This window comes from Thermoactinomyces intermedius (assembly GCF_013912365.1).
Classification (GTDB): domain Bacteria; phylum Bacillota; class Bacilli; order Thermoactinomycetales; family Thermoactinomycetaceae; genus Thermoactinomyces; species Thermoactinomyces intermedius.
On record NZ_JACETT010000022.1, the window covers coordinates 15,078 to 41,050 of the forward strand.

The 25,973-nt window shown below is 48.6% G+C and carries 29 protein-coding genes; 17 read left to right on the top strand and 12 right to left on the bottom strand.

Annotation, left to right across the window (positions count from 1 at the left end):
• The first annotated feature begins 7 nt into the window (after positions 1 to 7).
• Positions 8 to 910, top strand: a complete 903-nt coding sequence (lipA, locus tag H1R82_RS05795) for a lipoyl synthase (protein WP_181732260.1) — start codon at positions 8 to 10, stop codon at positions 908 to 910.
• Positions 911 to 956: 46 nt separating this feature from the next.
• On the opposite strand, the gene H1R82_RS05800 is transcribed toward lipA, so the two are convergent.
• A complete protein-coding gene (locus tag H1R82_RS05800) occupies positions 957 to 1,634 on the bottom strand; it encodes a YhcN/YlaJ family sporulation lipoprotein (protein WP_181732261.1) in 678 nt (225 codons plus the stop codon).
• A gap of 129 nt (positions 1,635 to 1,763) precedes the next feature.
• Between H1R82_RS05800 and H1R82_RS05805 the strand changes: the two genes are divergently transcribed.
• Entirely contained in the window at positions 1,764 to 2,057 is a 294-nt protein-coding gene (locus tag H1R82_RS05805; RefSeq protein ID WP_181732262.1) for a YutD family protein, read from the top strand.
• A gap of 61 nt (positions 2,058 to 2,118) precedes the next feature.
• On the opposite strand, the gene H1R82_RS05810 is transcribed toward H1R82_RS05805, so the two are convergent.
• From H1R82_RS05810 to H1R82_RS05830, 5 genes are all read right to left on the bottom strand, one after another.
• Positions 2,119 to 2,367 carry a hypothetical protein gene (locus tag H1R82_RS05810; RefSeq protein ID WP_181732263.1) on the bottom strand — a complete coding sequence of 83 codons (249 nt, stop codon included), beginning with the start codon at positions 2,365 to 2,367 and terminating at the stop codon, positions 2,119 to 2,121.
• 54 nt (positions 2,368 to 2,421) lie between these two features.
• Positions 2,422 to 2,694, bottom strand: coding sequence for a DUF3055 domain-containing protein (locus tag H1R82_RS05815; RefSeq protein ID WP_181732264.1), 273 nt, complete (start codon positions 2,692 to 2,694; stop codon positions 2,422 to 2,424).
• Positions 2,695 to 2,745: 51 nt separating this feature from the next.
• The gene (locus H1R82_RS05820) at positions 2,746 to 3,360 is read right to left on the bottom strand and encodes a MerR family transcriptional regulator (RefSeq protein WP_181732265.1); all 615 of its coding nucleotides are present in this window, start codon (positions 3,358 to 3,360) and stop codon (positions 2,746 to 2,748) included.
• A 157-nt stretch (positions 3,361 to 3,517) separates the two neighbouring features.
• Positions 3,518 to 3,856 (bottom strand): spore coat protein, encoded by a 339-nt coding sequence (locus H1R82_RS05825; RefSeq protein WP_181732266.1) that lies wholly within the window; start codon positions 3,854 to 3,856, stop codon positions 3,518 to 3,520.
• Between the two features lie 15 nt (positions 3,857 to 3,871).
• The gene (locus H1R82_RS05830; protein ID WP_181732267.1) at positions 3,872 to 4,108 is read right to left on the bottom strand and encodes a hypothetical protein; all 237 of its coding nucleotides are present in this window, start codon (positions 4,106 to 4,108) and stop codon (positions 3,872 to 3,874) included.
• A 140-nt stretch (positions 4,109 to 4,248) separates the two neighbouring features.
• Here H1R82_RS05830 and H1R82_RS05835 point away from each other — a divergent pair, with 140 nt between their 5' ends.
• The 5 genes from H1R82_RS05835 to H1R82_RS05855 all read left to right on the top strand — a co-directional run bounded on the left by H1R82_RS05835 (position 4,249) and on the right by H1R82_RS05855 (position 7,928).
• On the top strand, positions 4,249 to 4,665 hold the full coding sequence (locus H1R82_RS05835) for a DUF86 domain-containing protein (protein WP_181732268.1): 417 nt from the start codon (positions 4,249 to 4,251) through the stop codon (positions 4,663 to 4,665).
• Positions 4,666 to 4,697: 32 nt separating this feature from the next.
• The gene (locus H1R82_RS05840) at positions 4,698 to 5,327 is read left to right on the top strand and encodes a helix-turn-helix transcriptional regulator (protein ID WP_181732269.1); all 630 of its coding nucleotides are present in this window, start codon (positions 4,698 to 4,700) and stop codon (positions 5,325 to 5,327) included.
• A gap of 123 nt (positions 5,328 to 5,450) precedes the next feature.
• Positions 5,451 to 6,182, top strand: coding sequence for a class I SAM-dependent methyltransferase (locus H1R82_RS05845; RefSeq protein ID WP_181732270.1), 732 nt, complete (start codon positions 5,451 to 5,453; stop codon positions 6,180 to 6,182).
• Positions 6,179 to 6,943, top strand: coding sequence for a 5' nucleotidase NucF (gene nucF / locus H1R82_RS05850; RefSeq protein ID WP_181732271.1), 765 nt, complete (start codon positions 6,179 to 6,181; stop codon positions 6,941 to 6,943). Before H1R82_RS05845 ends, nucF begins: the two co-directional genes overlap by 4 nt.
• A 19-nt stretch (positions 6,944 to 6,962) precedes the next feature.
• The gene (locus H1R82_RS05855) at positions 6,963 to 7,928 is read left to right on the top strand and encodes an MBL fold metallo-hydrolase (protein ID WP_181732272.1); all 966 of its coding nucleotides are present in this window, start codon (positions 6,963 to 6,965) and stop codon (positions 7,926 to 7,928) included.
• 49 nt (positions 7,929 to 7,977) lie between these two features.
• Here H1R82_RS05855 and H1R82_RS05860 read toward each other — a convergent pair whose 3' ends face one another.
• On the bottom strand, positions 7,978 to 8,490 hold the full coding sequence (locus H1R82_RS05860; RefSeq protein ID WP_181732273.1) for a phosphatidylglycerophosphatase A family protein: 513 nt from the start codon (positions 8,488 to 8,490) through the stop codon (positions 7,978 to 7,980).
• Positions 8,491 to 8,579: 89 nt separating this feature from the next.
• Here H1R82_RS05860 and H1R82_RS05865 point away from each other — a divergent pair, with 89 nt between their 5' ends.
• Both H1R82_RS05865 and H1R82_RS05870 read left to right on the top strand, forming a co-directional pair.
• Positions 8,580 to 9,359: an SDR family oxidoreductase gene (locus H1R82_RS05865; RefSeq protein WP_181732274.1), complete on the top strand. Its 780-nt coding sequence runs from the start codon at positions 8,580 to 8,582 to the stop codon at positions 9,357 to 9,359.
• A 56-nt stretch (positions 9,360 to 9,415) separates the two neighbouring features.
• Complete coding sequence (locus H1R82_RS05870) at positions 9,416 to 10,597, top strand: YutH/CotS family kinase-like spore coat protein (RefSeq protein WP_181732275.1); 1,182 nt, start codon at positions 9,416 to 9,418, stop codon at positions 10,595 to 10,597.
• A 75-nt stretch (positions 10,598 to 10,672) separates the two neighbouring features.
• Here the strand turns inward: H1R82_RS05870 and H1R82_RS05875 are convergent, their stop codons facing one another.
• From H1R82_RS05875 to H1R82_RS05885, 3 genes are all read right to left on the bottom strand, one after another.
• A complete protein-coding gene (locus H1R82_RS05875) occupies positions 10,673 to 11,368 on the bottom strand; it encodes a DUF6022 family protein (RefSeq protein WP_181732276.1) in 696 nt (231 codons plus the stop codon).
• 169 nt (positions 11,369 to 11,537) lie between these two features.
• The gene (locus H1R82_RS05880; protein ID WP_181732277.1) at positions 11,538 to 12,875 is read right to left on the bottom strand and encodes a (Fe-S)-binding protein; all 1,338 of its coding nucleotides are present in this window, start codon (positions 12,873 to 12,875) and stop codon (positions 11,538 to 11,540) included.
• 2 nt (positions 12,876 to 12,877) lie between these two features.
• On the bottom strand, positions 12,878 to 14,275 hold the full coding sequence (locus H1R82_RS05885; protein WP_181732278.1) for an FAD-binding oxidoreductase: 1,398 nt from the start codon (positions 14,273 to 14,275) through the stop codon (positions 12,878 to 12,880).
• A 326-nt stretch (positions 14,276 to 14,601) separates the two neighbouring features.
• Here H1R82_RS05885 and H1R82_RS05890 point away from each other — a divergent pair, with 326 nt between their 5' ends.
• Both H1R82_RS05890 and H1R82_RS05895 read left to right on the top strand, forming a co-directional pair.
• Positions 14,602 to 16,518, top strand: coding sequence for an OPT family oligopeptide transporter (locus H1R82_RS05890; RefSeq protein WP_370527027.1), 1,917 nt, complete (start codon positions 14,602 to 14,604; stop codon positions 16,516 to 16,518).
• On the top strand, positions 16,515 to 16,886 hold the full coding sequence (locus H1R82_RS05895) for a PqqD family protein (protein WP_181732280.1): 372 nt from the start codon (positions 16,515 to 16,517) through the stop codon (positions 16,884 to 16,886). The genes H1R82_RS05890 and H1R82_RS05895 overlap by 4 nt, the downstream gene beginning before the upstream one ends.
• A gap of 36 nt (positions 16,887 to 16,922) precedes the next feature.
• Here the strand turns inward: H1R82_RS05895 and H1R82_RS05900 are convergent, their stop codons facing one another.
• Positions 16,923 to 17,285, bottom strand: coding sequence for a DUF3899 domain-containing protein (locus H1R82_RS05900; protein ID WP_181821623.1), 363 nt, complete (start codon positions 17,283 to 17,285; stop codon positions 16,923 to 16,925).
• A gap of 185 nt (positions 17,286 to 17,470) precedes the next feature.
• Here H1R82_RS05900 and H1R82_RS05905 point away from each other — a divergent pair, with 185 nt between their 5' ends.
• From H1R82_RS05905 to H1R82_RS05930, 6 genes are all read left to right on the top strand, one after another.
• Positions 17,471 to 19,120 carry a peptide ABC transporter substrate-binding protein gene (locus H1R82_RS05905; protein WP_181732282.1) on the top strand — a complete coding sequence of 550 codons (1,650 nt, stop codon included), beginning with the start codon at positions 17,471 to 17,473 and terminating at the stop codon, positions 19,118 to 19,120.
• A 382-nt stretch (positions 19,121 to 19,502) separates the two neighbouring features.
• The gene (locus H1R82_RS05910; RefSeq protein WP_232333990.1) at positions 19,503 to 21,131 is read left to right on the top strand and encodes a peptide ABC transporter substrate-binding protein; all 1,629 of its coding nucleotides are present in this window, start codon (positions 19,503 to 19,505) and stop codon (positions 21,129 to 21,131) included.
• Between the two features lie 91 nt (positions 21,132 to 21,222).
• On the top strand, positions 21,223 to 22,152 hold the full coding sequence (locus H1R82_RS05915; protein WP_181732283.1) for an ABC transporter permease: 930 nt from the start codon (positions 21,223 to 21,225) through the stop codon (positions 22,150 to 22,152).
• 7 nt (positions 22,153 to 22,159) lie between these two features.
• Positions 22,160 to 23,092 carry an ABC transporter permease gene (locus tag H1R82_RS05920; protein ID WP_181732284.1) on the top strand — a complete coding sequence of 311 codons (933 nt, stop codon included), beginning with the start codon at positions 22,160 to 22,162 and terminating at the stop codon, positions 23,090 to 23,092.
• A 14-nt stretch (positions 23,093 to 23,106) separates the two neighbouring features.
• On the top strand, positions 23,107 to 24,132 hold the full coding sequence (locus H1R82_RS05925; RefSeq protein WP_181732285.1) for an ABC transporter ATP-binding protein: 1,026 nt from the start codon (positions 23,107 to 23,109) through the stop codon (positions 24,130 to 24,132).
• Positions 24,125 to 25,126 carry an ABC transporter ATP-binding protein gene (locus tag H1R82_RS05930; protein WP_309544796.1) on the top strand — a complete coding sequence of 334 codons (1,002 nt, stop codon included), beginning with the start codon at positions 24,125 to 24,127 and terminating at the stop codon, positions 25,124 to 25,126. The genes H1R82_RS05925 and H1R82_RS05930 overlap by 8 nt, the downstream gene beginning before the upstream one ends.
• 52 nt (positions 25,127 to 25,178) lie before the next feature.
• Here the strand turns inward: H1R82_RS05930 and H1R82_RS05935 are convergent.
• A partial coding sequence (locus tag H1R82_RS05935) for an Nramp family divalent metal transporter (RefSeq protein WP_181821625.1) occupies positions 25,179 to 25,973 on the bottom strand: 795 nt, incomplete at its 5' end.

A 25,973-nucleotide genomic window follows, 5' to 3' on the forward strand; every position in this document is an offset into this window, starting at 1 on the left:
GATTCAAGTGGCAAGCGATAACCAAGCAAAAAACCGGCAGCGGAAACCAGAATGGCTGAAAGTGCGTTTAACCACCAATGAAAATTTCCGCGAATTAAAGAAGATGATGCGGGGAAAAACCTTGCACACGGTATGTGAAGAAGCGCGCTGCCCGAACATTTATGAATGTTGGGCGAACCGCACCGCGACTTTCATGATTTTGGGGGACATTTGCACCCGGGCCTGCCGTTTCTGCGCCGTGAAAACCGGGCTTCCGACCGAACTGGACTGGGCTGAACCGGAACGGGTGGCGGAAGCGGTGGAACAGATGGGAGTCCGTCATGCCGTTGTCACATCCGTGGCCAGGGATGATTTGAAAGATGGCGGGGCTGCCATTTTTGCCGCAACCATCAAAGCCATCCGCAAACGGAATCCATTTACCAGTGTGGAAGTGTTGATCCCTGATTTCCAAGGAAATTGGGATGCTTTAAAAGTCGTGATGGATGCAAAACCCGATATTTTGAACCACAATATTGAAACGGTTCGCCGCCGTTCCGACCGGGTCCGTTCCAAGGCAAAATACGACCGTTCTTTGGAATTGTTGAAACGGGCCAAAGAAATGCAACCGGATATTCCCACCAAATCCAGCCTCATGGTCGGTGTGGGGGAAACCTTTGAAGAAGTGGTGGAAGCGATGCAGGATCTTCGCGATCACCAAGTGGACATTGTCACCATCGGACAATATTTGCAACCGACGAAAAAGCACCTGAAAATCGAACGGTATTACACGCCGGAGGAATTTGAAAAATGGAAAGAAATCGGGTTGGAAATGGGCTTTTCCCACGTCGAATCCGGTCCGTTGGTGCGCAGCTCTTATCATGCGCATGAACAAGTCCGGTCTGCCAAACAAAATAAAGAAAAAATGGCTTGAATCTGCAAAAGCAGTGCCGTCCTTTACGGGATGACACTGCTTTTGTTCATTTTTCCAGCGGGTTGATATCCCGAAGCCCGTTGGGTTCGATTTGTTCGTTCACATCCGGTGGGGTGTCGTCTCCCAGCCGGCGCAACAAATCTTCCAAATCTCCCCGGACACCTTCCACATCGTTATTGGTGGACATCCGCATCCCGATATCGGTGATTTTCTCATTCAGGTTTTTGTCGCTGGTGACATGAACCCGGTAATAACGGGGGGTTAAGCTTTCGGCCGTGCGTTTCGCTTCTTTGACTGTCTTCGGGTCGACTTTCCCGTTTTTTGTGTTCACGCCGATGAACACCCGGTCATCCGTGACCAGTGCGGTGGCTTCTTTGACATTGGGCAGGTTGGTCACCATTTCCGCAATATGTCTTGCCAGCAAAGGACGGTCCACAAACACATCGGTTTTTCCCGCGCTTTTTTCGTCATAATTTTGGGGGGTGTATTTGAAATATCCGATTTCGTTTTGTCCCCCGCCGCGTGCTTCTTCATTCCCGTTGATCGAATCGTTGCTCGTTCTGCCGATGCGTGTGTCATTGTTTTGTTCGCGGTAAAGCGGTTCTTCATCACTTTGATTTTCCATTCCCTGATTTCTGTGGTTTTCTCCCCGGTTGTCAGGAGAACAAGCGGTCAGCGAAAAAGCAAAGATGCCAGAGAGTAAAAAGATGATCCATCGATTCATGCCATTCCCTCCTTTTGTTTTATAAACTGCCCAAAAGGAGTCCGTCATAACGGGGCTAAATTTTTCCGGAAAATAGGAGGGATATGGTAACATATAAGTAGAGATTTGTAATGGAAAAGGTAGGTCGTTATGGAGCGAATTTATATACATGGCCATGAGTATGAGTTATTGACCAACCATCGGGAAGGTTGGGATCCGGAAGCGTTTAAACGCCGTTTTAGCGAAATTCTGGAAAAATACGATTATATTGTCGGGGATTGGGGGTACGGACAACTGCGGTTAAAAGGATTTTTTGCCGATCACCGGTCACGTGCCACGGCTGAAACCAAAATCAGTTATTTGGAAGAATACCTCAATGAATTTTGCAATTTTGGCTGTGCCTATTTTGTGTTGAGAAAAGTGAATTCAAAAGCAAAAAGTTAACGTCAAACCGGCCCGTCGTGATTGAAGAGACGGGCCGGTTTTCGATGGAAAGCGGGTTGATTCATTGATCATCGGGTTCATCATGGGTCGGATGGCTGCCTGGAAACTGTCGTTGCAACCCTTCATGAAACTCCCGCATTTCATATGTAAAACGGGGAGAAGCGTGTTGTGCGGGCCGCCAGGGAGATGATTTTCCCGGCTTGCCGCTTACAGCCGCCCCGTAAGGTCCTTCGGGAAATTCTTCCGGAACCAGCTCGTTTTGTTGGGATTCCACCGTTTTCAGTTCCCGGAAATTCTGCTTTTTTTTCATGCACTGTTCCTCCCTTTGGGATTAAGGTGTGTGAACCAAAGGAAGGTTATACATTTAAACAAGGGTATGCAAAAATTGCCGTAATTCGTCCGCTTCGTCTTCTTTCAATTGATACACTTCTTCCAGATAACCCGGCTCATCCACGTCGTCCGGGCCGATGATGGCAAACCGGTTGGATTGGAGGTCCAAAACCAAAAGTTTGCCGTAGAAACGATCCGTAAAGGTAATGGCAAGGTCAAACCGGTTGGTGTTTCCGACAAAACTGACAAAACGGGTTCGGGTGTTTTCCTTTTCATCATATAAAACCATGAGGTCCTGATTTTCCATCTTTCTGCTCCTTTGTTGTCGTTTGACCCCATTATACATGAAAAGGATCCATTATAAGAGTCCGAAAAAACGGGCTTTTTTCTGCCGTCTGGGCAACAGTCCCTGTTCCCCGGTTGCCGCTGTCAGCCGTTGGGTGAAGGTCACATTGCGCAGCTCCATCCGCAATTGATCCTGTTTTTTTCGGATTTCATCGAACATTTGGTGAACTTCGTTGGCAGAGGCGGATTCGTATTGGACCGACAACAGTTTATGTTGCATTTCGTCCAGGGAATTAAACAAGCTCATCATATGCTTTTCGATATGATTGATCCGGTTCATCATCTCTTCCAGTAAATCGGTCATGCCATCCATCATCTCCATCATGTCTTGCAAGCTTCTTTCCGTCTCTTCCATGAACTCCTGGGAAGGGGAAGCGGGATAAGGGCTCATTTTCCCTTCCTGGATCAATTCCTCTTTGACTTGTTTCATGGAACGGTGCGGTTCTTGCAGCCGGCTTTTAATGTGGGACAGGCGTTGAAAGCTTTCTTTGGATAACAGATAATGTCCCCGTTCGTTAATATCGGGTTGAATATATTCTTCAAAAGTATCAATCCATTTCCGGATGGTGCGGGCATGGACTTGCAGTTGTTCCGCGGCTTCTTTGGTGGTCATGTGTGACTCTGCCATAACCGAATCCTCCTTTTTGCGCTGTATATTTGTTAACGATTTCGAGATCTGTAAATAAATTCCTTCCCTCTGACAAAGGAAGTCATTTGCTGACAATTTCCTTGTTCAACGGACAGAAAAAACCTCTCCGCTTTAAGAGGCAGGAGAGGTTTATCCTTCAGGAATAGGGGAATTGTGTACGGTAGTTGCTGAATTGCTGGAATTTCTGGCTGATTTTATCAGGTTGTGCCGCTTCGAGTTTGTACCATCCTTTTTGATGCATCAGATTGAACAGGTCGCGGCTTGCTTTTTGGACATCCGACAAACACTGCATTTGCAATTGAAACAATCCTTCTTGGCTTGCTTCATGGCAGGCTGTGTTGTAACCGTATGCCAAATATTTTTCCGTGGCCAGGATATCATTGATCCGGTCCCGGTCATTCAATTCCGGACCTTTGACTTTCGGCAATCCGGTTGATTGCTGAGGTCCCATGTTTTGTTGGGGTGTGGATTGCATCAATCATTCCCTCCCTTATTGTGTGACCGACGGATTTCCGGCGCCGGGCGCTCCGGTCGGTCCTGTGGCTTGTTGTAATTGATTTAAAAGCATTTCGTAGTGATTTTGATGCATTTGGCCAACTTGGTGAAGCAGTTGGCGAACTTGTTCATCTTGGCACTCCTGGGCGAAGTGATAGCATTTTTTCATCGCCAAAAGTTCCCAGGACATTTCATCGCTCAAGTACGAAAGATCTTTGGTGGAGATCTGCATCACGGATCCTCCTTTACAGGAAATTTACTATTAATCTTTGTTGGATCGTTTTCATTTATTCTTGAACAGGCTTCCCTTATAATTTTTGTTTGAAGGATTCATTTATCGCGGTTGGAAACCGGCAGAAAGAGGGGAAAATCATGGTTTATGATGTGGATGTGGAGCGGATTGAAAAGCAGTTGGAACATTTGGAGCAATGCGCCATCGTGTTGGAACGGTTGGGAAAAGAACCGTCAAACACGGAAGACCGCTTTGCGTTGGAGCGGGCTTTGCACTTGGCCGTGGAATGCATGATTGATGTGGGAACGGTCATGATTGACGGATTTATCATGCGGGATCCCGGCGGATATCTGGACATAGTCGACATTTTGCTGGATGAAAAAGTGATTGATTCAAAAGTGGGCAACCGGGTAAAGGAGCATGTTCATTTGCGGGACCGCTTGGTCCGGTATTATACTGAGGTCGACCTGGACGAGCTGAAGCCGTTTCTCAAAGACAGCGGCCTTTACCGTGAGTTCCGCACGCAAGTGCAGGAATATCTGAAAAGAGAGTTATAACGGAGCCATTTGGCGGGGAGGGGGTGGAAGAAATGAATGAAACCGGATCGACACGAATGCAGATCATGACGATGCTTAAAACCGAAGGGGGCTTGACCGTCAGCGAAATCGCCGAGCGGTTGGGTGTTACGGAAATGGCGGTCCGCCGGCACATGAACCAATTGGAGCGGGACCAATTGATTGTGCCGCAACTGCTTCGAAAGTCCATGGGGAGACCGAGCAACCAATACTTCCTCACGGAACGTTCCGAGCAGTACTTTCCAAAAATGTATGCCGGGTTTGCGATGGAGATCCTGAAGGATCTGGAAGAGAATTACGGGGAGGAGATGATCCAATCCGTCTTCAAAAACCGGGAAAAGCGCCTTTTGAACGAACACTTGTCTGATTTTCAAGGAAAGAGCCTGGATGAAAAGGTGAGACAGCTGGCTGAACTTCAGGACGAAAAAGGATACATGGTGAAATGGGAAAAAGAAGGAGAAGGGGTTTACCGGTTTGTCGAATGCAATTGTCCCATTTCACAAGTGGCCAGTGTATACAATCAGGCATGCCAATGTGAAATGAATTGGTTTTGCCAGCTGTTGGATGCCGAGGTGGAACAGGAAGAATGCAAAGCGATGGGCGGTCAAAATTGTGTCTATGTGATTCGTGAGCGGAAGGAATGAAAACAGGGAAACTGTTAAAACGGCACGAGGATCGGCGTGTCGTTTTCTTTTTCGAAGTTTCTGGTACTTGTGATACAATTTACAAGGAGAATAGTTCCTTTTACACAAGCAGGAGGGAAATCCATGCCGCAATGGTATGAAGAAAGTTTTGGAGAAGATTATCTCATCGTATATAAGCACCGGAATCAGCAGGATGCATCCAAGGAGGTGGAACAAGCCGCCAAATGGCTGAATTTGACCCGGGATGATTTGATTTTGGATTTGTGCTGCGGAATGGGCCGTCACAGTATATCGCTGAAGAGAAGGGGTTATCAAGTGGCCGGCCTTGATTTGTCCGCGGTGTTGCTGAAAAAGGCCCTGGAACAATCGGAAGGCTTGGCGATTCCGTTTATCCGGGCGGATATGCGGACGCTGCCTTTTGTTGACGGGTCTTTTGACGTGGTGCTCAATTTGTTCACCTCGTTCGGGTATTTTCAAGAAGACGCGGATAATGAGCGGGTTTTGTCGGAAATTGCCAGGGTGTTGAAACCCGGTGGCCGCTTTTTGATTGACTTTTTAAACCGGACATCGGTGGAGAAAAACCTGATTCCGGAAAGCCGGCGGCAGGTCGACGGACGATGGATCAAGGAAAAACGGTGGATTGAAGGCGATTTCGTCTGCAAGTCGATCGAATTGAGCGATGAACGTGGAAAACGCACCTATCAGGAACGGGTCAAAATGTACGACTATGAACAATTGATTTCCATGTTGGAAAAATACTCATTAACGTGTCAGCAAGTCTATTCTGATTTTAACGGGGAACCTTATTCTCCTGAAGGAAAAAGAATGATTGTGACAGGTTGTGTGAAAAAATGAAGCAATACAAAGGATATTTAATCGATCTGGATGGAACCTTGTACCGCGGGGATCAAGTGATCCCGGGAGCCTTGGAATTTGTGAAACGGCTTGACGAGGAACAAATTCCTTATCTTTTTTTGACCAATAATTCGACGCGTTCGCCGGAACAGGTGGCCGAAAAATTGCGCCGCTTTGGTTTTCCGGCAGAAGCGGAGCAGGTCTATACCTCATCGTTGGCCTGTGCCCGCTATCTTGAGGAAAAAGAGGATGTGAAGTCAGTTTATATTGTCGGGGAAGAAGGGCTTTACCAAGCGATCACACAAGCCGGGTTTGTGGTGACCGATGACCATCCCGATGCGGTGGTGGTGGGATTGGATCGCGATTTCACTTACGAAAAAATGAAAAAAGCCTTTTTGGGCATCCAGGCTGGAGCCGAATTGATCGGAACGAATGCGGATCGCGCTTTGCCCACTGAAGAAGGTTTTTGGCCGGGATCCGGTTCGCTGGCGATGGGCATCGCCGCAGCGGCGGGAGTGGAACCCCGTTTTATCGGAAAACCGGAACCGGTGATCATGCGCTACGCCCTTGAAAAACTGGGTTGTCAGAAAGACGAAGTGCTGGTGGTCGGCGATAATTTGCAAACCGATATTTTGGCAGGAGTCCGTGGCGGGATGGACACGCTTTTGGTTTACACGGGCATCACGACCCCGGAAATGGCAAAATGTTCGGAGATTCAGGCCACTTATGCGGTGGATCGTTTGACAAGCTGGATGAAATGAAAAGAGAGGAGACAACCCCATGAAACAGTGGGAGGACATTATCGAAGTACCGATTCCTCTGCCGTTTGCTTTAAAGATCATGAATGCTTATTTGATCAAAGGAAAGACAGGATACACCATTGTGGACACCGGCCTTCATGACGAAGCCGGTCTGGCCCGGTGGGAGCAGGCACAAAAAGAAGGGAACTGGTCATGGGCAGATGTGGAAAAAATTGTCCTGACCCATTATCATCCGGATCATTACGGTCTGGCCGGACTGCTGCAACAAAAAACGAAAGCTCCGGTGTATATGTCCAAAACCGACTTTGATCAGGCACAGCTTTTCTTTTCCCGGGAAAGCAACATGCCGGAGCAGTTGGCTGATTTTTACGCGAAACACGGGCTGACACCGGATCGGCTCGCGCAGATTCCCGGCCACATGCAAAGCTTTTACCCATGGGTGGAGCCTCACCCTGAACCGGAATTCATTGAGGCCGGGGAAACGATTCAACTGGGGGACCGTGAATATGTCATCTGCCATACCCCCGGCCATGCGGACGGTCATTTGAGTTTCTACGATCCCGAACGCGAATTTCTCATCGGCGGGGATTTCTTGTTGCCCAAGATAACTCCCAATATCAGTTTATGGCCGGCTTGCCACCCGAATCCCTTGCAAGTTTATCTGCAAACTTTGGAAAAAATGAAAAGCTTGCCGGTGAAACGGGTGTTTCCGGCCCACGGATCATCGTTTACCCATTACCGGGAACGGATTGACGCATTGATCCGGCATCACGAAAAACGGTTGGCTTCCATCAAGGACAAGCTGAAAACGCACGGGGGTTGCACCGCTTATGATCTGTGCAGGGATTTGTTTGGAACCAACTTGAACATCCACAATTTGCGGTTTGCCCTGGCAGAAACATTGGCTCATCTGGAATACTTGAGAATCAACGGAGCGATTGGCCGCGAGTGGTCCGAAGACCAATACCGGTATTTTGTGAACTGAGCAAAAAGGCACGGAGCGATGGGAGAACCCTTGCTCCATGCCTTTTCCGTTACAGATCAAAGCTCTGGCTGTGTGCGATTCTTGCGGATGCGGAAGCGGCGATGGCCCCCACCAGATCGTCCAAAAAGGTGTGCGTTTGTTTGCCGTCATGATTGTTTAACCGGGCTAGCACACCGGGTTTGACCCGGTCGATGTACCCGTAATTGGTCAGGCCGATGCTCCCGTAAACGTTTAAGATGGCAACGGATAAAATTTCGTCGACTCCGTATAATCCTTCATCATTCTTGATGATACTCAGTAAAGGTTCTTCAATCTGTTTTTTTTCAGCGAGTATATCCAGTTGAATGCCGGTCATCACGGCATTTTGGACTTCTCTTTTGGTCAGGACGTGACGGACGCTTTCAAGACATTTCTCCATGGTCAAATCCGGAATATAGTCCTTCTGCAGGAAAAAAGTGAGTTCTGCAATCTCTTCAAGGCGGACGCCTCGTTTTTGAATCCAATCCAGGGTGGCTTGGTAACACTTTTCATCAGCAACCGGTGGAAATGCTTCTTGATCCATGCTATCTCTCCTTTCAGGAGCTCGTGAACATTATTTTTTCCGTAACCGATCGAAATATGAGTTTGATAAAGGAAGGAGACCCTTCAGGAATGAGTCACAAGAAAGTGGCATTGATAACAGGAGGATCCGGTGGTTTGGGAAAAATGGCCGCCGTTGTTTTGAGTCAGGACCAATGGGCTTTAATGGTGAATTGCCGGCGCCGGAGAAAAGAAGTGGATGAATGGGCGGAACAACTGGCCCGCCAGGGGACGGAGATCGGGATCAGTGTCGGAGATCTCCGCCGCCGGGAAACGGCCCGTCAGGTTGTCTCGGAGACCATCAAACGGTACGGGCGGATTGACGCTTTGATTCATGCGGTCGGCCCGTTTATCCGGGAACGAAAATGGTTTGTTGAACACACCCCTGCTGAAATTGAGGAAATGGTGGAAGGGAATTTGTTAAGTGCCATGTGGATGGCGCATTCGGTGATCCCGGTGATGCGCAGGCAAAAGTGGGGAAGAATTTTGTTTTTTGGATTTGGCAGGGCGATGGAGGCCCCGGCCTGGCCGGACCGCTCGGTCTATGCCGCGGCGAAAACCGGATTGGTTTCCTTTGCCAAAACGTTGGCGGTGGAAGAAGCGCCGTTTGGAATCACGGTCAACATGATTTGTCCGGGGGATATCGTCAAGGAACGGAAAGAAATGCGGATCGATGAGGTCAAAGCGATGGACGACGGGGAAACGCCGCGTGGACGGCCCGGTTCGGGGGAAGATGTGACCCGGCTGATCCAATTTTTGCTCGAAGACAAATCAGATTTTGTGACGGGAAACATCCTGCAAGTGACGGGCGGGTTGGATGTCATTCATCCGACTTCCAAGCGCGAAGCGTGACAGGGAACCAACCCTTGCCTCCGCACATATCATGGTGGATGAGAGGTGAGGGATCAATGCCTGTATTGAAAAACAAAGAGGAGTGGGCCTTTTTAACCGGGGAAGAACGGCTGGATGACTGGATCCGCTATCATTACGGACTTGACTTGGTATCGGTGGAACCGGTCGGAGGCGTGTTAAAGCTGGAAACCGACCAAGGTTTTTTTGTATTGAAACGGGTCCGGATGAGGGAAAAAGACCGCTGGGAACAGATTGCCCGGCTGGCTGATTTCTTGTCGCGGCAGAAAGGGCTGTCGTTTACGATGCCAAAGCCGGTCCCGACGAAACGAAAAAAAATTTCTTTTGATGGTTACCGCTATCCGTATGTTCTTCTCCCGTGGCTGGAAGGAGAGACACCGCAGCTGAACAAGGCGGAGGAGTGGCGGCTATTATCCCGGGAAATGGCTTCTTTTCATTTAGCAACCGCCGGGTTTGAAACCCGGAGAATGCCCGATCAGTGGAACCGGATTGGGAAATGGGGAGATTGGTGGTTGCAAGTGTATAAAGAAATGGAAATTTTTCATTTGGCGGCCCGATGGACATCGGTTCCCACGGAACTGGATGAAATCTGGCGGAAAGTTTCCCATTATTCGTTGGGCTTGATGAAAAATTTGTTGAAATACTCGGGGAAAACGGAACTTGACCGGTTATCCCTGGAAACGGCAAAGTACGGGAACATCAGCCACGGACGCTGGCACCGGCGGAATCTGTTGATCCAACCGGATGGGAATTTTGCCTTCATTGATTGGAATGAAATGGTTGCCGATGTCCGTGCAGCCGATCTCGCCGACTGGTTATTGTATGCCTATGGGCGAACCCAAAGCCCGGAAGTGATCAAAACCATCCTGAGCGGTTATCAGGAAGCATCGGAATTGACCAACGCCGATTATGCTTTGATTTATGCCCGGTTGCTCTTTCCCGGACAGTTGGTCCGCCATCTGAGGAATGTTTATCTGAATGATAAAAAACCGGGGGATTTCACCGTCCGGTTGGTACATCAGGCCATTTTAACCGAACAAAAAAAGACGAATTTGCTGAAGTGCTATGCACAATTGGTGCGTAACCATTTTCACGCATCTATTCCGGAAATTGAATGGATTCATAAAAAAGAGGATCCGTTGCCGGAAGGAGGGGATCGTTTCCGGGAAAATGACAACGGTTGGGAAGAGGATTCATTTTTCAATGATCCGTACTCCTGAGCAATCCAAACAAGTATTCAAGCCAAAACGGGTCATCCATTGGACTCGATTCCAATGATGACCCGTTTTGACCAGTCAGCCATTCTTTTGAACCGGACGTTTGAAGAAAGCGACCAAACGATTTCCGTGGGGAACAACAGACACCAGTTCCCAGCCGTTTCTTCCCCAGGCGGCGAGGGCATGGTCCAGATAGGATACCTCCACTTCCCCGCGCCCGGCATTCAGGTAATCGCCGAGGCCGGTTTCCACACTGTATTCCCAGCCGTCGGTTCTTTGCTCTTGCCAGACCCCGCGGTATTTTTGGTTCAGGCGGATCGAAGCGTTGCTGATGGCATTCAGGATCGCTTCTCTTTCTGTTACCTCCAGACTGAACACATCCGGAGCGTGTGGAACGTTAAACCGGACATGGGAGTGGAACACGCGGAGGACCAAGGTTCCCAATGGGGTTCCGGTTTGATCCTTCACCACACACCACATGCATCTTTCCCGCTCTTCCGGCGGACCCCAGTGTTCGATGGAGTTGGGGAGGATAAAGCCCGGTTTGGTGACAAAGCCGGCTTCCGAGAGTTCATGAAACACGGGGATTAACACTTTGCCCAAATACACTCCGTACACCGGTTCCCCGATTTCATAAAATTTCCGGTTCAGCTCTTCGCGATGTTCCTTCAAAATCACTTCCCATTGTTCTTGGATCACGTGCTGAAAATATTTTGCGATCCCCTGGATGGTGATCGTTTGCTCCGGTTTGAAAAATTCGTTCCATGACTTCATTTGGATCATCCTTTCCGCGTACAAGAAAAGAACAACCGGGCTTTTTACCCCCGGTGATCCTTCCGTTCAAATCTCCCAACGATTATCGTGCGGCAATAAAATCGTTTAAGAGGTGTTTTTACCTGATCGAATACTTTCATTCAAATCATAGAATTTTATTCGCAAGCGATCAAGATGGATGTTCTTGCTTCTTCGCGCCGGGTTCCAGGGTGGAGGCCAGAAAGTCAACGAGGTGCATGACTTTGATTTGATTTTGCAATCCGGCTCTTTTCACTCCCAATGCCATTTGCAGAAAACATCCCGGATTGCTGGTGATCAACAGATCCGCCTGCGTGTTTTCAACATGATTCATTTTTTCGTCCAACAAACGGTTGGCCATTTCCGGTTGCAATAAATTGTAGATGCCGGCAGACCCGCAACACCGGTTGGCTTCTTTCAATTCGACAAACGTGGTGTTTTTGACTTGCTTTAACAACGTTCTCGGCGCAAAGACCCGCATGCCGTTGATTAAATGGCAGGAATCCTGATAAGTGATCCGTTGGTGCCGGTCGGAGGAGAAGGAGATGGAGCCGGACTCCGCTTGTTCCAGAATCAGTTCGCTGACATCTTTCACTTTGCGTTGGAATTCGAGGGCTTTTTCGCGCCACTTGGGTTCTTTGAAAAGCTCTGCATACTCGGCAAGCATGGCCCCGCATCCGCCTGCATTGGAGCAGATGAAATCCACCTTCGCATCTGCAAAAGCCCGGATATTTTGTTTGGCCAGCCGGACGGCTTGCTCCCGGTCCCCGGCATGGGCATGCAAAGCGCCGCAACAATTTTGGCCGCCGGGAACAACGACTTCATAACCCGCCGATGTCAACAACCGGATGGTGTTACGATGGGTCCGGTTGAAGAGGACATCCATGACGCAACCTTGAAACAGACCGACCCGCCCGGCTTTTTTACCGGAAGATGGGTACACCCGGATCCCGGGGGAAACTTCGGGGGATTCCACGTCCGGCAGGATCTGTTCCATTTCCCGGACCGGCTCCGGCAACAGGCGGTAAAGAGGCACCTTGTGGATCCATTGGGACATTCCGGACCGCTGATACAGACGGAGCAGGGAACCCAATGCTTTTAAGCGGCGGGGATGCGAAATCACTTCCCGCAATAAAATGTGTTGCAGGATGCGGATTTTTTTGCCGGCCGGCCGTTCCATACGGATGGCCGCGCGCGTGTGTTCCAACAGTTGCCCGTAGGGGACCCCGGCGGGGCAGGCCGGTTCGCAGGCACGGCAACCCAGACAAAGGTCGATTTGGTTGATGAAGTTTTGGTCCGGCTTGATTTGACCGTCATAAACCGCTTTCATCAATGCGATTCTTCCCCGGGGAGAAGCGCCTTCAAAACCGGTTTCCCGGTAAGTGGGGCAAGCCGGGAGGCAAAAGCCGCAACGCATGCATTGGGTCAGTTGGTCTTCATCCAACGTGTTTTGCAACTGTTTGGCAAGCGAATCGTTCCATTTGTCCATGATCATTCCTCCTCGGATGGCCGCAAAATTTTCCCCGGATTCAGGAGATGGTGAGGATCAAATGCCTCTTTGATGCGTTTTAACAGCTCCATGCCTGCTTTTCCCCACTGTTTTTCCATGTAAGGGGCTTTGGCCAGTCCGACCCCGTGCTCCCCGGTGATGGTGCCCCCCAGTTTCAAAGCCGTTTCAAAAATTTCGTCAAATGCTTTATGGACCCGCCGGATTTCTTCTTTGTTGCGGGCATCCGTCATGCATGTCGGGTGCAGGTTGCCGTCTCCTGCATGGCCGAACGTACAAATGCGTATATTGTATTTTTTCGATATCTCGCTAATTTTGCGAACCATCTCCGGAATCGAAGCGCGCGGAACGGTGGCATCCTCCAAAATGGTGGTGGGGGTGGACCGGGCCAGGGCGGAAAGGGCCGTCCGGCGTGCTTCCAACAGCGATCCCCTTTCTTTTTGTGTACGGGCGATGTCGATCTTGGTGGCTTGAAGCCGGCGGCAGATCTCAGCCATTTGCTCCAGATCCCGTTCCACCACTTCCTGCGGGCCGTCCTGCTCCAGAATCAGCATGGCTTTTTGATCCGTCGGCAGCCCGATGTTTGTGAAAGCTTCCACCACTTCCATTGTCCCTTGATCCATAAATTCCAACGTGCATGGAATGATCCGGGAGGAAATGATGTCGGAAACGGCTTCCGCAGCCAAATCCAGCTCCGGGAAATAAGCGACCATGGTTTGTTGGAAAACCGGTTGGGGAAGGAGTTTCAACGTTGCCTCGGTGATAATGGCAAGAGTTCCTTCGGAGCCGACCAAAAGTTTGGTGACATCATAGCCGGAAACATCTTTGGCCAATTTTCCTCCCGTCCGGATGACTTCCCCGTTGGCGAGTACGGCTTCAAGGCCGAGCACGTAATCTTTGGTGGTCCCGTATTTTAATCCTCTCAATCCGCCGGCACCCTGGGCAATGTTTCCGCCAATGGTGGAAATGGACATGCTTCCGGGATCCGGCGGATAAAAAAGCGAGTGGGCTGAAACGGCTTCATGCAAATCCCGGGTGATCACGCCGGGCTGCACCGTGGCCGTTAAGTTTCGGGTGTCGATTTCCAGGATACGGTTCATTCGGTTGAAAACCATGACAATGCCGCCATTTACCGGTACGGCGGAAGCGCTGAGATTCGTTCCGGAACCGCGGGAAATGACGGGGATTCGGTATCGGTTTGCCACTTTCATGACGGCTTGGACTTCTTCTGTGCTTTTCGGATAAACAACGGCATGGGGGAAGGCTTGAAACAGCGGAGTGGCGTCATAGGAATGGGTGAGACGGGCCTCTTGATCCGTCCGGCAGTATGGTTGCCCCACGATTTGTTCAAGTTCACGGATGATTTGAGGATCCAAAGACATCTTTTCACTTCCCATCCATACTAAATGAAAAGGCTTTAACAGAAGATTTATCTTTATGCTATCACAATCTTTGTTTTGCTGGTATCCGCCTTCATTGCCGGGATAATATAAAATATTTAATAAATTTAATTTTTTCAAAAAATAACAAAGTGGATAAATGCCATTGTTTTCAGAGTGGATAGGAGTGGGCGGACGATGGGCAGTTGATGTAACAGTGATAATTTTCTTTTTTAATAAAAAACATTTAATAAATTTCGGTTTCCATGTTATGATGAACTAGGTCATGCCATTTTACTTAAATTGTCAAATGATATACATCAAAGGCGGTGAAAAAAGTGTCAAAAAACAAACAAAAGTTTGTCCCTTATATTCCAGCATCCAAGTCATTGCCGGAATTAACGGTTGTGGCAATGATTCTCGGAATTTTGCTGGCCATTGTTTTTGGCGCGGCCAACGCTTATTTGGGGCTGAAAATTGGATTGACGGTTTCCGCTTCCATTCCTGCGGCTGTGATTTCAATGGCCATCTTGCGCGGATTGTTCCGCAGAAAATCCATATTGGAAAACAATATTGTGCAAACGATGACCACGGCCGGGGAAGCAGTGGCGGCCGGTGCGATTTTTACCCTGCCGGCTCTTTACTTGTGGGATTTGAGTCCAAGCCATGTCATGATTGCTTTTATCGTTGTGACCGGTGGGATGCTTGGCGTTTTGATGATGGTTCCTTTGCGCCGTTTGTTGATCGTCAACGAGCATGAAGTGCTGCCGTATCCGGAAGGAACCGCATGTGCAGAGGTTTTGAAATCGGGCGAAACCGGCGGAACCAATGCCAAACTGATTTTGTCCGGGTTTATTGTCGGCGGCTTGTTCAAAGCGTTGGGAGACGGTTTGCGGTGGTTTAAAACTTCAGTGGAAGCACAAATCATCGGTTATAAAAATGCTGTGCTCAGCATGAGCACCATGCCTGCCTTGCTCGGGGTGGGATACATCATTGGTCCGCGCATCGCGGGACAAATGATTGCCGGAGGGCTTCTGGCTTCCGTTGTTTTCATTCCGATGATCTCCTTTTTTACCCAAGGGAGTCCTGCGGTCTTTTTCCCGTCGGAAGATCCCGTGGGAAAAATGGATGCTTCTGCGATCTATTCCAGTTACATCACATACATCGGGGCCGGTGCGGTGGCCATGGGCGGTTTGATCACGTTGGTGAAGACGTTGCCCATGTTGTACACTTCCGTGCGCGATACGCTGCAAGGTTTGTTGAAGCATGACCGCAATGCGGCCTTGCAAATCGAAAGAACCGACAAGGATCTGCCGATGCATTATATTTTGGGCGGTTCGATTTTGTTGATATTGATCATTGCCTTTGTGCCGGTAACGGAAGTCGGCATCGTCGGTGCGATTTGCATCACTTTGTTTGGGTTCTTGTTTGTGGCGGTTGCTTCCCGGATTGTCGGGATTGTCGGAAGTTCATCCATGCCTGTGTCCGGCATGACCATTGCCACCTTGCTGATCACCACCTTGATTTTTAAGGCGATCGGCCTGACCGGTCAAACGGGAATGATTGTTTCTCTGACCACCGCTGCCATCGTTTGTGTGGCTATTGCCGTTGCGGGGGATATTTCCCAAGACTTAAAAACCGGTTATCTGGTGGGAGCGACTCCGTGGAAACAACAAATCGCCATGATGATCGGGGTGCTGGCCAGCGGTTTGTTGATCGGATACGTTTTGTACCTCTTTGATCAGGCTTATGAAATCGGAAGCGAAGCCTTGCCGGCTCCCAAACCCATGTTAATGAAGATCATCGTGGAGGGCCTGATGCAAGGAAACTTGCCGTGGGAACTCATCATGATGGGGGCGGCAATGGCGATTACGATTGAATTTTTGGGAATCAATTCCTTGACGGTGGCCGTCGGATTTTATCTGCCGATTTCCATCAGTGCGCCGATCATGGTCGGAGGCATTGTCCGCTGGCTTACGACCCGGTTCAGCAAAAGCGAAGCTGAAAAGCAAGGCCGGGAAGAAGCAGGAACGCTCTTTGCTTCCGGTTTGATTGCCGGGGAAGCGCTGCTCAGCGTTGTCGTTGCCTTGCTCATTGTGCCGGGCATCATTGATCCGGAAGCTCCGTTTAAAGTGGATAGCCAGCTCTTGCCATTGGTGCTCTTCCTTGCATTGGTCGCCTTGTTGGGATTTGTTGCAGTGAAATTTGCCAACAAAAATGCGAAAGGATCTTCTTCTTCCAAATGATGAAGAAGAAAAAAGAAAATCTGCTGGAATTAATCCCGTGTTTAAAGCCGCATCTTTCCCTGCAACCGGCAAGGGAAGATGAGGAGCTGGTTTGTGTGGTGATCCCCCGGACCAGCTGGATCGAACGCTTTTCCATCCGTTTTTTGAAACAGCCGGAAACCATCAAGGTGAAACTGGATGAGTTGGGAAGCTTTGTGATCCGGCTGTGTGACGGGCGCCATACCGTGGATGAAATTCAGAAAAAGCTGGAGGCGGCATTCGGGGAAAAGGCTGAACCGGTATTGCCCAGATTGGCGACGTTTTTGCAAATGGTGGAAGAAAACGGATGGATCCGGTGGGAAAAATCCGGCGAAAAAAAAGGCTGTTGATGTTCAACAGCCTTTTTTATTTGGGATTGGAAATGATTATTGAAAAAAGAGGAAAAGAAGCGATGCCAAAATGAGGATGATTCCAACGTTCAGACAAACGAATTGCAGGTTTTTGTAAAAAGCCCTCCGCTCCTCTTTGGCCAAGGGGGAATCATCTTCGTCTTCATCGTCCCGCTTCTGTCCGGGGAGTTTGTTAAATTTTTTAAAAGTGCGCAAAAAGACGGAAAAGAAACCGCCTTGGACGACAAAAATGCCGGCGGCAAGGATCAAAAAGAACAATCCGGTCAAAAAGGATTGATCGATAAAGGCAAGCACGTTTCCTTTGGAAATGAAGCCGAGAAACAAAAACAGGACCAGCGTGATGAAAATGACGGACCAAACACGTTTCTTTCGCATCATCATGGCGTTCCTCCGTTTAAGATCTGACATGGAAATATGGTTTATTTTGGACAATATCCATATAGTCTTTTCTAAAGCTAGCAATTCATTTATAATGTTACAAGTTAACCTGGTCCAGATCACGATCTGAAGGGGAATTGTCAGAAAAGAAAGTATCCAAGGTTCGACTGCAGGGAGGGGGAGTCATGCTCAAGACAGGGAAAGTATTGTTGGCAATCGCATCCTCTTTCAGTTTAGTATTGAGCGGGTGCGGTTTTCAAGCAAACAGTGGTTCCAATACGAAATTGAGTGACAAGCAGGTGCTGAGGATTGCCGAAGAAGGCGGCATCACGACACTGGACACGGTCAAGGCCAATGATGCGATCACGTTTAATGTCCTGAATAATGTGAATGAGGGCTTGATGCGATTGGGAAGGGAAAAGCAACCGGAATACGGGATTGCGTATGAATATGAAATCAGCCCGGACAAAACCAAGTATACCTTCAAACTGCGGGAAGACGCCAAATGGAGTGACGGCGAACCCGTGACGGCGCGCGATTTCGAGTATGCATGGAAACGGGTGCTCAATCCTCAAAGCGATTCCGGGTATGCCTATGTCTTTTTCCCGATTAAAAATGCCAAACAGTATAACCAGGGGCAAGTGGATGCGTCGGCTGTCGGAATCAAGGCGGTGGATGATCACACCCTGGAAGTGCAATTGGAAAAGCCGACGTTGAACTTTATTCAACGTACGACCATGATCGCCTTCATGCCGCAACGAAAAGATGTGGTTGAAAAGTTTGGGGATAAATACGGTACATCCGCGGAAGAAACCATTTATAACGGACCATTTAAAGTCGTCAGTTGGACACCGCAAAAAGTGTTGTTGGAGAAAAACGAAAATTACTGGGATAAAAACGGGGTGAAATTGGAAACCGTTGAAATTAACGTGGTGAAGGATTTGGCAACGGGAATCAATCTGTACAACTCCGGGCAAATTGACACCGCCACACTGAACCAGGCGTTTGTGGATGCCTTTAAAAATACAGAAGAATACGTGGAAGCGGAAAGAGCAAGAAACTATTATATTCTGTTCAATCATGACGATCCTTTTTTTAAAAATGAAAAAATCAGGAAGGCAATCAATCTGGCGATCGACCGGGGAACCATTGCCAATGATATCATGAAAGGCGGATCCAAACCGGCGGATGCTTTGATTCCTTCATCGATCAGCGGGGTGGGCGGCAAAAACTTCCGTGAACTTTCAGGATCCTACGTCAAAACCGATGTTGCCCGTGCCCAAGCCTTGTTTCAGGAAGGTTTAAGGGAGTTGGGAATGTCCGAACCGCCCAAGGATATCGTGATGGTCAGTTATGACGCAACCCCGCTGAGGGATGTGGCGATCAACATCAAAGAGCAATTGCGGAAAAAGCTGAATTTGGAGATCAAGCTGGATTCCCCGACTTGGAAAACCCATGTCAACAAAGTGAAAAACGGAAACTTTGACATGGCCATGCTGGGTTGGGTGGCCGATTACAATGATCCGTTCAATTTCTTTGAAATTTGGGAGTCGGACAATGAAATGAACTTCTCCCATTACAAAAACCCCAAATTTGACCAGTTGATGGATCAGGCAAGGCAAACTTCCGACCCGAAAGCGCAGTTTGAGTTGTTAAAACAGGCCGAAGCGGTCCTCTCCGGAGTGGATGATCAGGGGAGTGCCGGTTTTGTGCCATTGATTTACTACTCTAAAGCGTTTGTGCAAAAGTCTTATGTCAAAGACTTGTACCGCCATCCGTTTGGTCCGGAATACAGTTTGAAATGGGCATATATTGTGGAGAAAAAAGAAGAATGATGAAAAGCTCAAGCCTCTTTTGACAAGGGCTTGAGCTTTTTTGTGCAGCTTGTTTTCAAAAGCGAAAAAAGGATATTTCTTTATTGTAGACTTTTATTTAATATAACAAAAGATAAACCCCTTTACAAATCATTGAAATATGAGTTAAATATAAATAACGCCTAAAATTTGATAAAATTAGAATAAAAAATTGTTAGAAATTTGAGTTGACTTCTCGTTCGATTTTCTTGGTGAACCGCTCATCTTGCCTTAAAATAACAGATGAATTATTTATTTTCAGATTATTGGGCGGGAGGGAACCACCAATCTTTTTCCATTCAGGGTTTATGACCATTTTTTGGTCTAAACTATATACCTTATTTTAAAAAAGGGGGCAGACGTTTTGAGGCGGAGAATCAAATTATTTTCCATGCTGTCATTGGTTTTGGCTTCAGCGATGGTGTTGACGGCTTGTTTTGGCGGGGGGACCGAGACCAAAAACAGTCAGGTGTTGAACTTGGTTGAAAGACAAGAACCGCCAAACTTGGACAGTGCCAAATCGACGGATGTGGTGTCTTTCATGATTTTGGGAAACACCATGGAAGGGCTTTATCGTTTGGATAAAGACAGCAAACCGGTTCTCGGGATGGCAGCCAAGGAGCCGGAAGTGAGCGAGGACAATTTAAAATGGACTTTTACATTGCGTGATGCCAAATGGAGTGATGGAAAGCCGGTGACGGCCCATGACTTCGAATATGCATGGAAGCGGGCGCTGGATCCCAAAACGGCATCCGAATATGCCTATTTCCTCTATCCCTTGAAAGGAGCTGAAGCTTACAATACCGGAAAAGGATCAGCTGACGATGTGGGAGTAAAGGCTTTGGATGACAAAACGTTGGAAGTGGTTTTGGAGCGTCCGATTCCCTACTTTAAAGACATCTTGTGTTTTGCGACTTTCTTGCCGCAGCGTCAGGATATTGTTGAAAAGTTCGGAAATAAATATGCTTTGGAAGCCGATGCGTTGGTTTACAACGGACCGTTCGTTCTTTCCGATTGGAAACACAACCAAAGCTTCCAAATGAAAAAGAACCCCGAGTATTGGGACAGCGGGGTTGTCAAATTGGAAGAAATCAACTGGCAGATTGTAAAGGATAATGCGACACAAGTCAACCTTTATAACACGGGAAAATTGGATTTTACGTACCTGTCTTCGGAATTTATAGACGCTTTTAAAAACGATCCCAACACTTTTAACATTGACGATGGTTCCAGCTGGTATCTGGAAATGAACCAAACCAAAGATTTCTTTAAAAATGAAAAAATCAGAAAAGCGATCAGTTTGGCAATTGACCGCAAAACATTAGTGGAGAATATATCCAAAACCGGATCGGTTCCATCCGGTGCTCTGGTTCCGCCGTTTATCAAAGCCAGCGGTGTGGATGACAACAAAAAATACCGTGATTTGGTGAAAATGGACCCGCAGTATGATCCGAACAAAGCCAAACAGTTATGGCAAGAAGGATTGAAAGAGTTGGGATTGTCCCAAGCACCGTCCATCGAATTGGTTGGAGATGATGTAACGACGGCCAAGCAAGAAATGCAATTTATTCAAGAACAATTGCGTGTCAATTTGGGAGCGAATGTACAAATCACCTCGGTGCCGTTTAAAGAGCGTCTGGAAAGAGGGAAAAACCAACGGTTTGATTTGTTATATTCCGGATGGGGACCCGATTACAACGACCCGATGACTTTCCTCGACCTCTTTACCAGCGACAACTCCTTTAACCGCGGGAAGTACAACAATCCGGAATACGATCAGTTGATTAAAAAGGCAAAAGAAAACGGAAACTTCAAACAACGTTTTGAAGAAATGCAAAAAGCCGAAGAATTGCTGATTAGCGAACAAGCCATTGTTCCGCTTTATTATCGCACGCAAAAAGCTGTGAAAAAACCATTTATTAAGGACTGGTACTGGAGCCCGATTGGTCCGGAATACACTTTGAAATGGGCATCGGTGGATACCGGAAAATAAGATCCGAGTTTTGCCGGGAGAAGGTATATGTCACCTGTTTGACATATACCTTCATCCATGCTGAATCAAGAAGGAAAGGAAGTGAAGCGGTATGCTGCGATATATTCTGAGCCGGTTGGGTTATATGGTGCTTACGCTTTGGATTATTGTCACGGCTACTTTCTTTTTGATGCACTCTTTGCCGGGAACTCCGTTGAAAAATGAAGAAAAATTGCCTCCATTGATCCGGGATCAAATCATGGAAACCTATGGCCTGAAGGATCCGCTCCCGGTGCAGTATGTAAACTTTATGAAGCGTTTGGTGCAGGGGGATTTTGGTCAGTCCTTATCGTATGACGGCCGCTCCGTGACTGAAATGTTGTTGGAAGGATTTGAAGCGTCTGCTTTTATCGGGGCGCAGGCACTGGTTTTCGGAGTTTTGGTCGGACTGTTACTCGGAGTGGGTGCGGCGCTCCGGCGCGGAGGTTGGTTGGATAATGTGGCCACAGTGATTGCCGTCGGGGGAATATCAATCCCAAGCTTCGTTCTGGCGGCTCTTTTATCCTATTGGGTTGGCGTGAAATGGCAAATACTTCCGGCGGGGTTGTGGGGAACTTATGAGCATACCATTTTGCCGTCATTGGCTCTTTCTTTCACCGTCATTGCACAGATTTCCCGTTATGTGAGGACCGAAATGGTGGAAGTGATGGATCAGGATTATATGAAAACGGCCAAAGCCAAAGGATTGGGAAGACAGGCCATCGTTTTCCGCCATGCTTTGCGTAATGCGCTCATTCCTGCGATTACCGTGTTGGGACCTTTGGCGGTGAATATTATTACCGGTTCGTTGATTGTGGAAACCATCTTTGCCGTACCCGGAATCGGGGAATTCTTCGTTCAGTCGATCCAGGTCAATGATTATACCTTGATTATGGGGGTTACCATTTTTTACTCCATTTTGATTCTTGCCACCATCTTTCTTGTCGATATCTTATACGGAGTCATCGATCCCCGGATTCGACTAACGGGTGCAAAGGAGTGAATCAGCGATGAGTGAGAAAACAATCAACGAGATCACACCGGAAATGTTTGAGCCGATTGGAGCCGATGAATCAGGCGGGGAGCAGCTCACCCGGGAGCGGGTCGGTTTTTGGAAAGATGCGGCACGCCGTTTTCGTTCCAACTGGGGAGCGATGATCGGCCTTGTCATTATTTTGGTTATTGGATTTTTCGCTTTTGCCGGTCCCATGATGAATGATTATGATTACCGGACACAGGATTACTCTGCTCAAAACAAGGAACCGTTTGCCGACCATTATTTCGGAACCGACAATTTTGGCCGTGACTTGTGGCAACGGACATGGTACGGGGCCCAGGTTTCCTTGCAAATCGCTTTTTTGGCTGCTTTGTTTGATCTTTGCATCGGTGTGACCGTCGGAAGTGTTTCCGGATATTTCGGCGGCCGGGTGGACATGATCTTGCAGCGGGTGGTGGAGATTTTATATTCCATTCCCAACCTGATCATCATTATTTTGATGCTTCTGATCTTTGAACCGGGGATTATCCCCATTGCGTTGGCGTTGTCAGTCACGGGATGGGTGCCGATGGCCAGGGTGGTTCGTGCACAGATCCTGAAACTGAAATCCCAGGAATACGTGTTGGCGGCCCGTACGTTGGGGGCCGGACACCGGCGCATTTTGCTCAAACATTTGATCCCCAATGTGATGGGGCCGATTATTATTGCGGTGACGTTTGCCATTCCTTCAGCCATTTTCTTTGAAGCATTTTTGAGCTTTATCGGCCTGGGGATCCGTCCGCCGCTGGCAAGCCTTGGATCACTTGTAAATGACGGCGCCAGATATTTGCAGATTTTTCCGTATCAAGTGTTTTATCCGGCAACGATTCTCTGTTTGATCATGCTCGCGTTCAACCTTTTGGGAGACGGCTTGAGGGATGCACTTGATCCAAGAATGCGCAAATAAAGGGGGGAATCAGTATGGAGAAATTACTCGATGTGAAAGACTTGCATGTTTCATTTAAAACGTATAACGGCGAAGTGAAAGCGGTAAGAGGTGTGAGCTTTCACGTCAACAAAGGGGAAACCGTGGCTGTTGTGGGAGAATCGGGATGCGGGAAAAGCGTGACCTCGCAAACCATTATGCGCTTGATTCCCCAACCCCCGGGCATCATCAAAGAAGGAGAAATCCTTTTTGAAGGAAAAGATTTGACAAAACTCAGCGACAAAGAGATGGAAAAGGTTCGCGGGGCCGAAATCGCCATGATTTTCCAAGATCCCATGACTTCTCTCAACCCGACCATGACGGTGGGACGGCAAATCACGGAAGGGTTGATGAAACACCAGAATCTGAGTGCGTCGGAAGCCAGAGAAAAAGCGGTGGAAATGTTGAGATTGGTCGGAATTCCCAGCCCGGAATCCCGGATCAAGCAGTATCCCCACCAATTTTCCGGAGGCATGCGGCAACGGGCCATGATTGCGATTGCCCTGGCTTGTCAGCCCAAACTGCTGATTGCGGATGAACCGACAACGGCTTTGGACGTAACCATTCAGGCGCAAATCATTGAGTTGATGAAAGAATTGCAACGGAAAACAGGAAGCTCCATTATTTTGATCACCCACGATCTCGGGGTGGTGGCCGACATTGCCGACCGGGTCGTGGTGATGTATGCGGGACAAGTGGTGGAATCCGGCACTTTGGAAGAAGTGTTTTATCACCCCCGCCATCCGTACACCTGGGGGTTGATGGATTCCATGCCACGGCTGGACTTGTCGCATGAGCAGGAATTGCTTCCGATTCCGGGCTCCCCTCCCGATTTGATTTCCCCTCCGAAAGGGTGCCCGTTTGCAGACCGTTGCAAGCATGCGATGAAGGTTTGCAAGGAATATATGCCGGAAGTTACCGAGGTGTCATCCACGCATCAGGTGACTTGCTGGCTGGAACATCCCATGGCTCCGAAGCCAAATGTCCAGAAAGGACCGATTGGAGGGGAGAAAAGTGAGTAAGCAGGAAAATAAAAATCAAGGGATACGGCCGGAAAAAGATGTGATTTTGTCGGTGAAGGGATTGAAAAAACATTTCCGGCTCAGTAATGGTCAAGTGGTCAAAGCGGTGGACGGGGTTACTTTTGACGTTTACCGGGGAGAAACCCTCGGGTTGGTCGGTGAGTCCGGTTGCGGAAAGTCCACCATTGGCCGCACCTTGATCCGGCTGTACCATGCGACGGAAGGTTCGGTTACGTTTAACGGGGACGATGTGTATCAATTAAAAGGAAAGAAACTGAAAGAATTTAACCGGAAAATGCAGATGATTTTCCAGGATCCGTATGCTTCGCTCAATCCACGCATGACGGTCATGGATATCATTGCGGAAGGGATCGACATCCACGGGCTGGCTCAAGGGGAAGAACGGAAAAAACGGGTTTTGGACCTGTTGAAAGTGGTCGGGCTCAATGAAGAGCATGCCAACCGTTTCCCGCACGAGTTCAGCGGGGGGCAACGGCAGCGGATCGGAATTGCCCGGGCCTTGGCAGTCAATCCCGAGTTTATCATCGCCGATGAACCGATTTCGGCGTTGGACGTTTCCATTCAGGCACAAGTCGTCAACTTGATGCGAAAACTCCAAAAAGAAAAAGGGCTGACTTATCTGTTTATTGCCCATGATTTGTCGATGGTGAAATATATTTCGGATCGTGTGGGCGTGATGTATCTGGGAAGCATGGTGGAGCTTGCAGACAGTGAGGAACTGTATGACAAACCGTTGCACCCGTATACGGAAGCGCTGCTCTCTGCCGTTCCCATTCCGGATCCGGATGTTTCCAAAAAACGGGAACGCATTATTTTGGAAGGAGACGTCCCCAGTCCCATTGATCCTCCCAGCGGCTGCCGGTTCCGGACCCGGTGCCCGAAAGCGATGGACATCTGTGCCAAGGCCGTTCCGGAATGGAAAGAAGCCGAGCCCAAACACTGGGTGGCTTGCCATTTGTATAATGAACAATAAAGAAAACCCGGTTTCATACCGGGTTTTCTTTTCACAATGATTTTAAGGATGGTCAGACCATATCCATGATTTCGTTGACCGCAAGGATGGCAAACAAGACCAGGCTGATGATCAGAACGGCATTGGCCCACCAACGGTTCCGGTAGGCCGGATCCAATTTTTTGGAATTTAACAAAATCAACAAAGTGACGGAGATAAAAGGCATGAACAAGGAGCCGAGAACTCCGTACAAAATCACAAGGCCGACCGGTTTTTCCAAAAACAAGAGCAACATCGGAGGGAATGTCATCCACAAGAGAAAGCCGCGGTAGAAAGGGTCCCGCACAGAAACAGGAGCGGGTTCCTTTGTTCCGGGGACTTCTTTTTTGAAATGGCGAACCAAGTCGGCGAAAAGATAGGGAACGCCGTTAAACACCCCTAAGACCGATGTAAATGACGCAGACCAAAAACCAAGCAGGAACAACCAATAGACCGGGGTGCCAAATTCTTTGCCCAAAAGGACGGCAAGGTGGATCAATCCTTCTTCGTTTTGCAATTCGATGCCCGATCCGTATAAAAATTCAGCTCCCACGATCAAAAGCGAAAGGGTGAAGATGGCGGTCAGCGTGTAAGCGACACAGGTATCCAGGCGCATGACCGGGATCCAGGGAGGACCCGACCAGTTTTTTTCCCGCACCCAATAGCCATAGGAAGCGATGGTGATGGATCCGCCAACGCCGCCGATCAATCCCAAGGCATACGTGATGGAGCCGTTTGGCGTACGGGGGATGAGTCCCATGGCGATTTGATCCAGCTGGGGAAGAACGATGACAGCGGTCCCGACGACGGTGGTTATTCTGATTAAAAA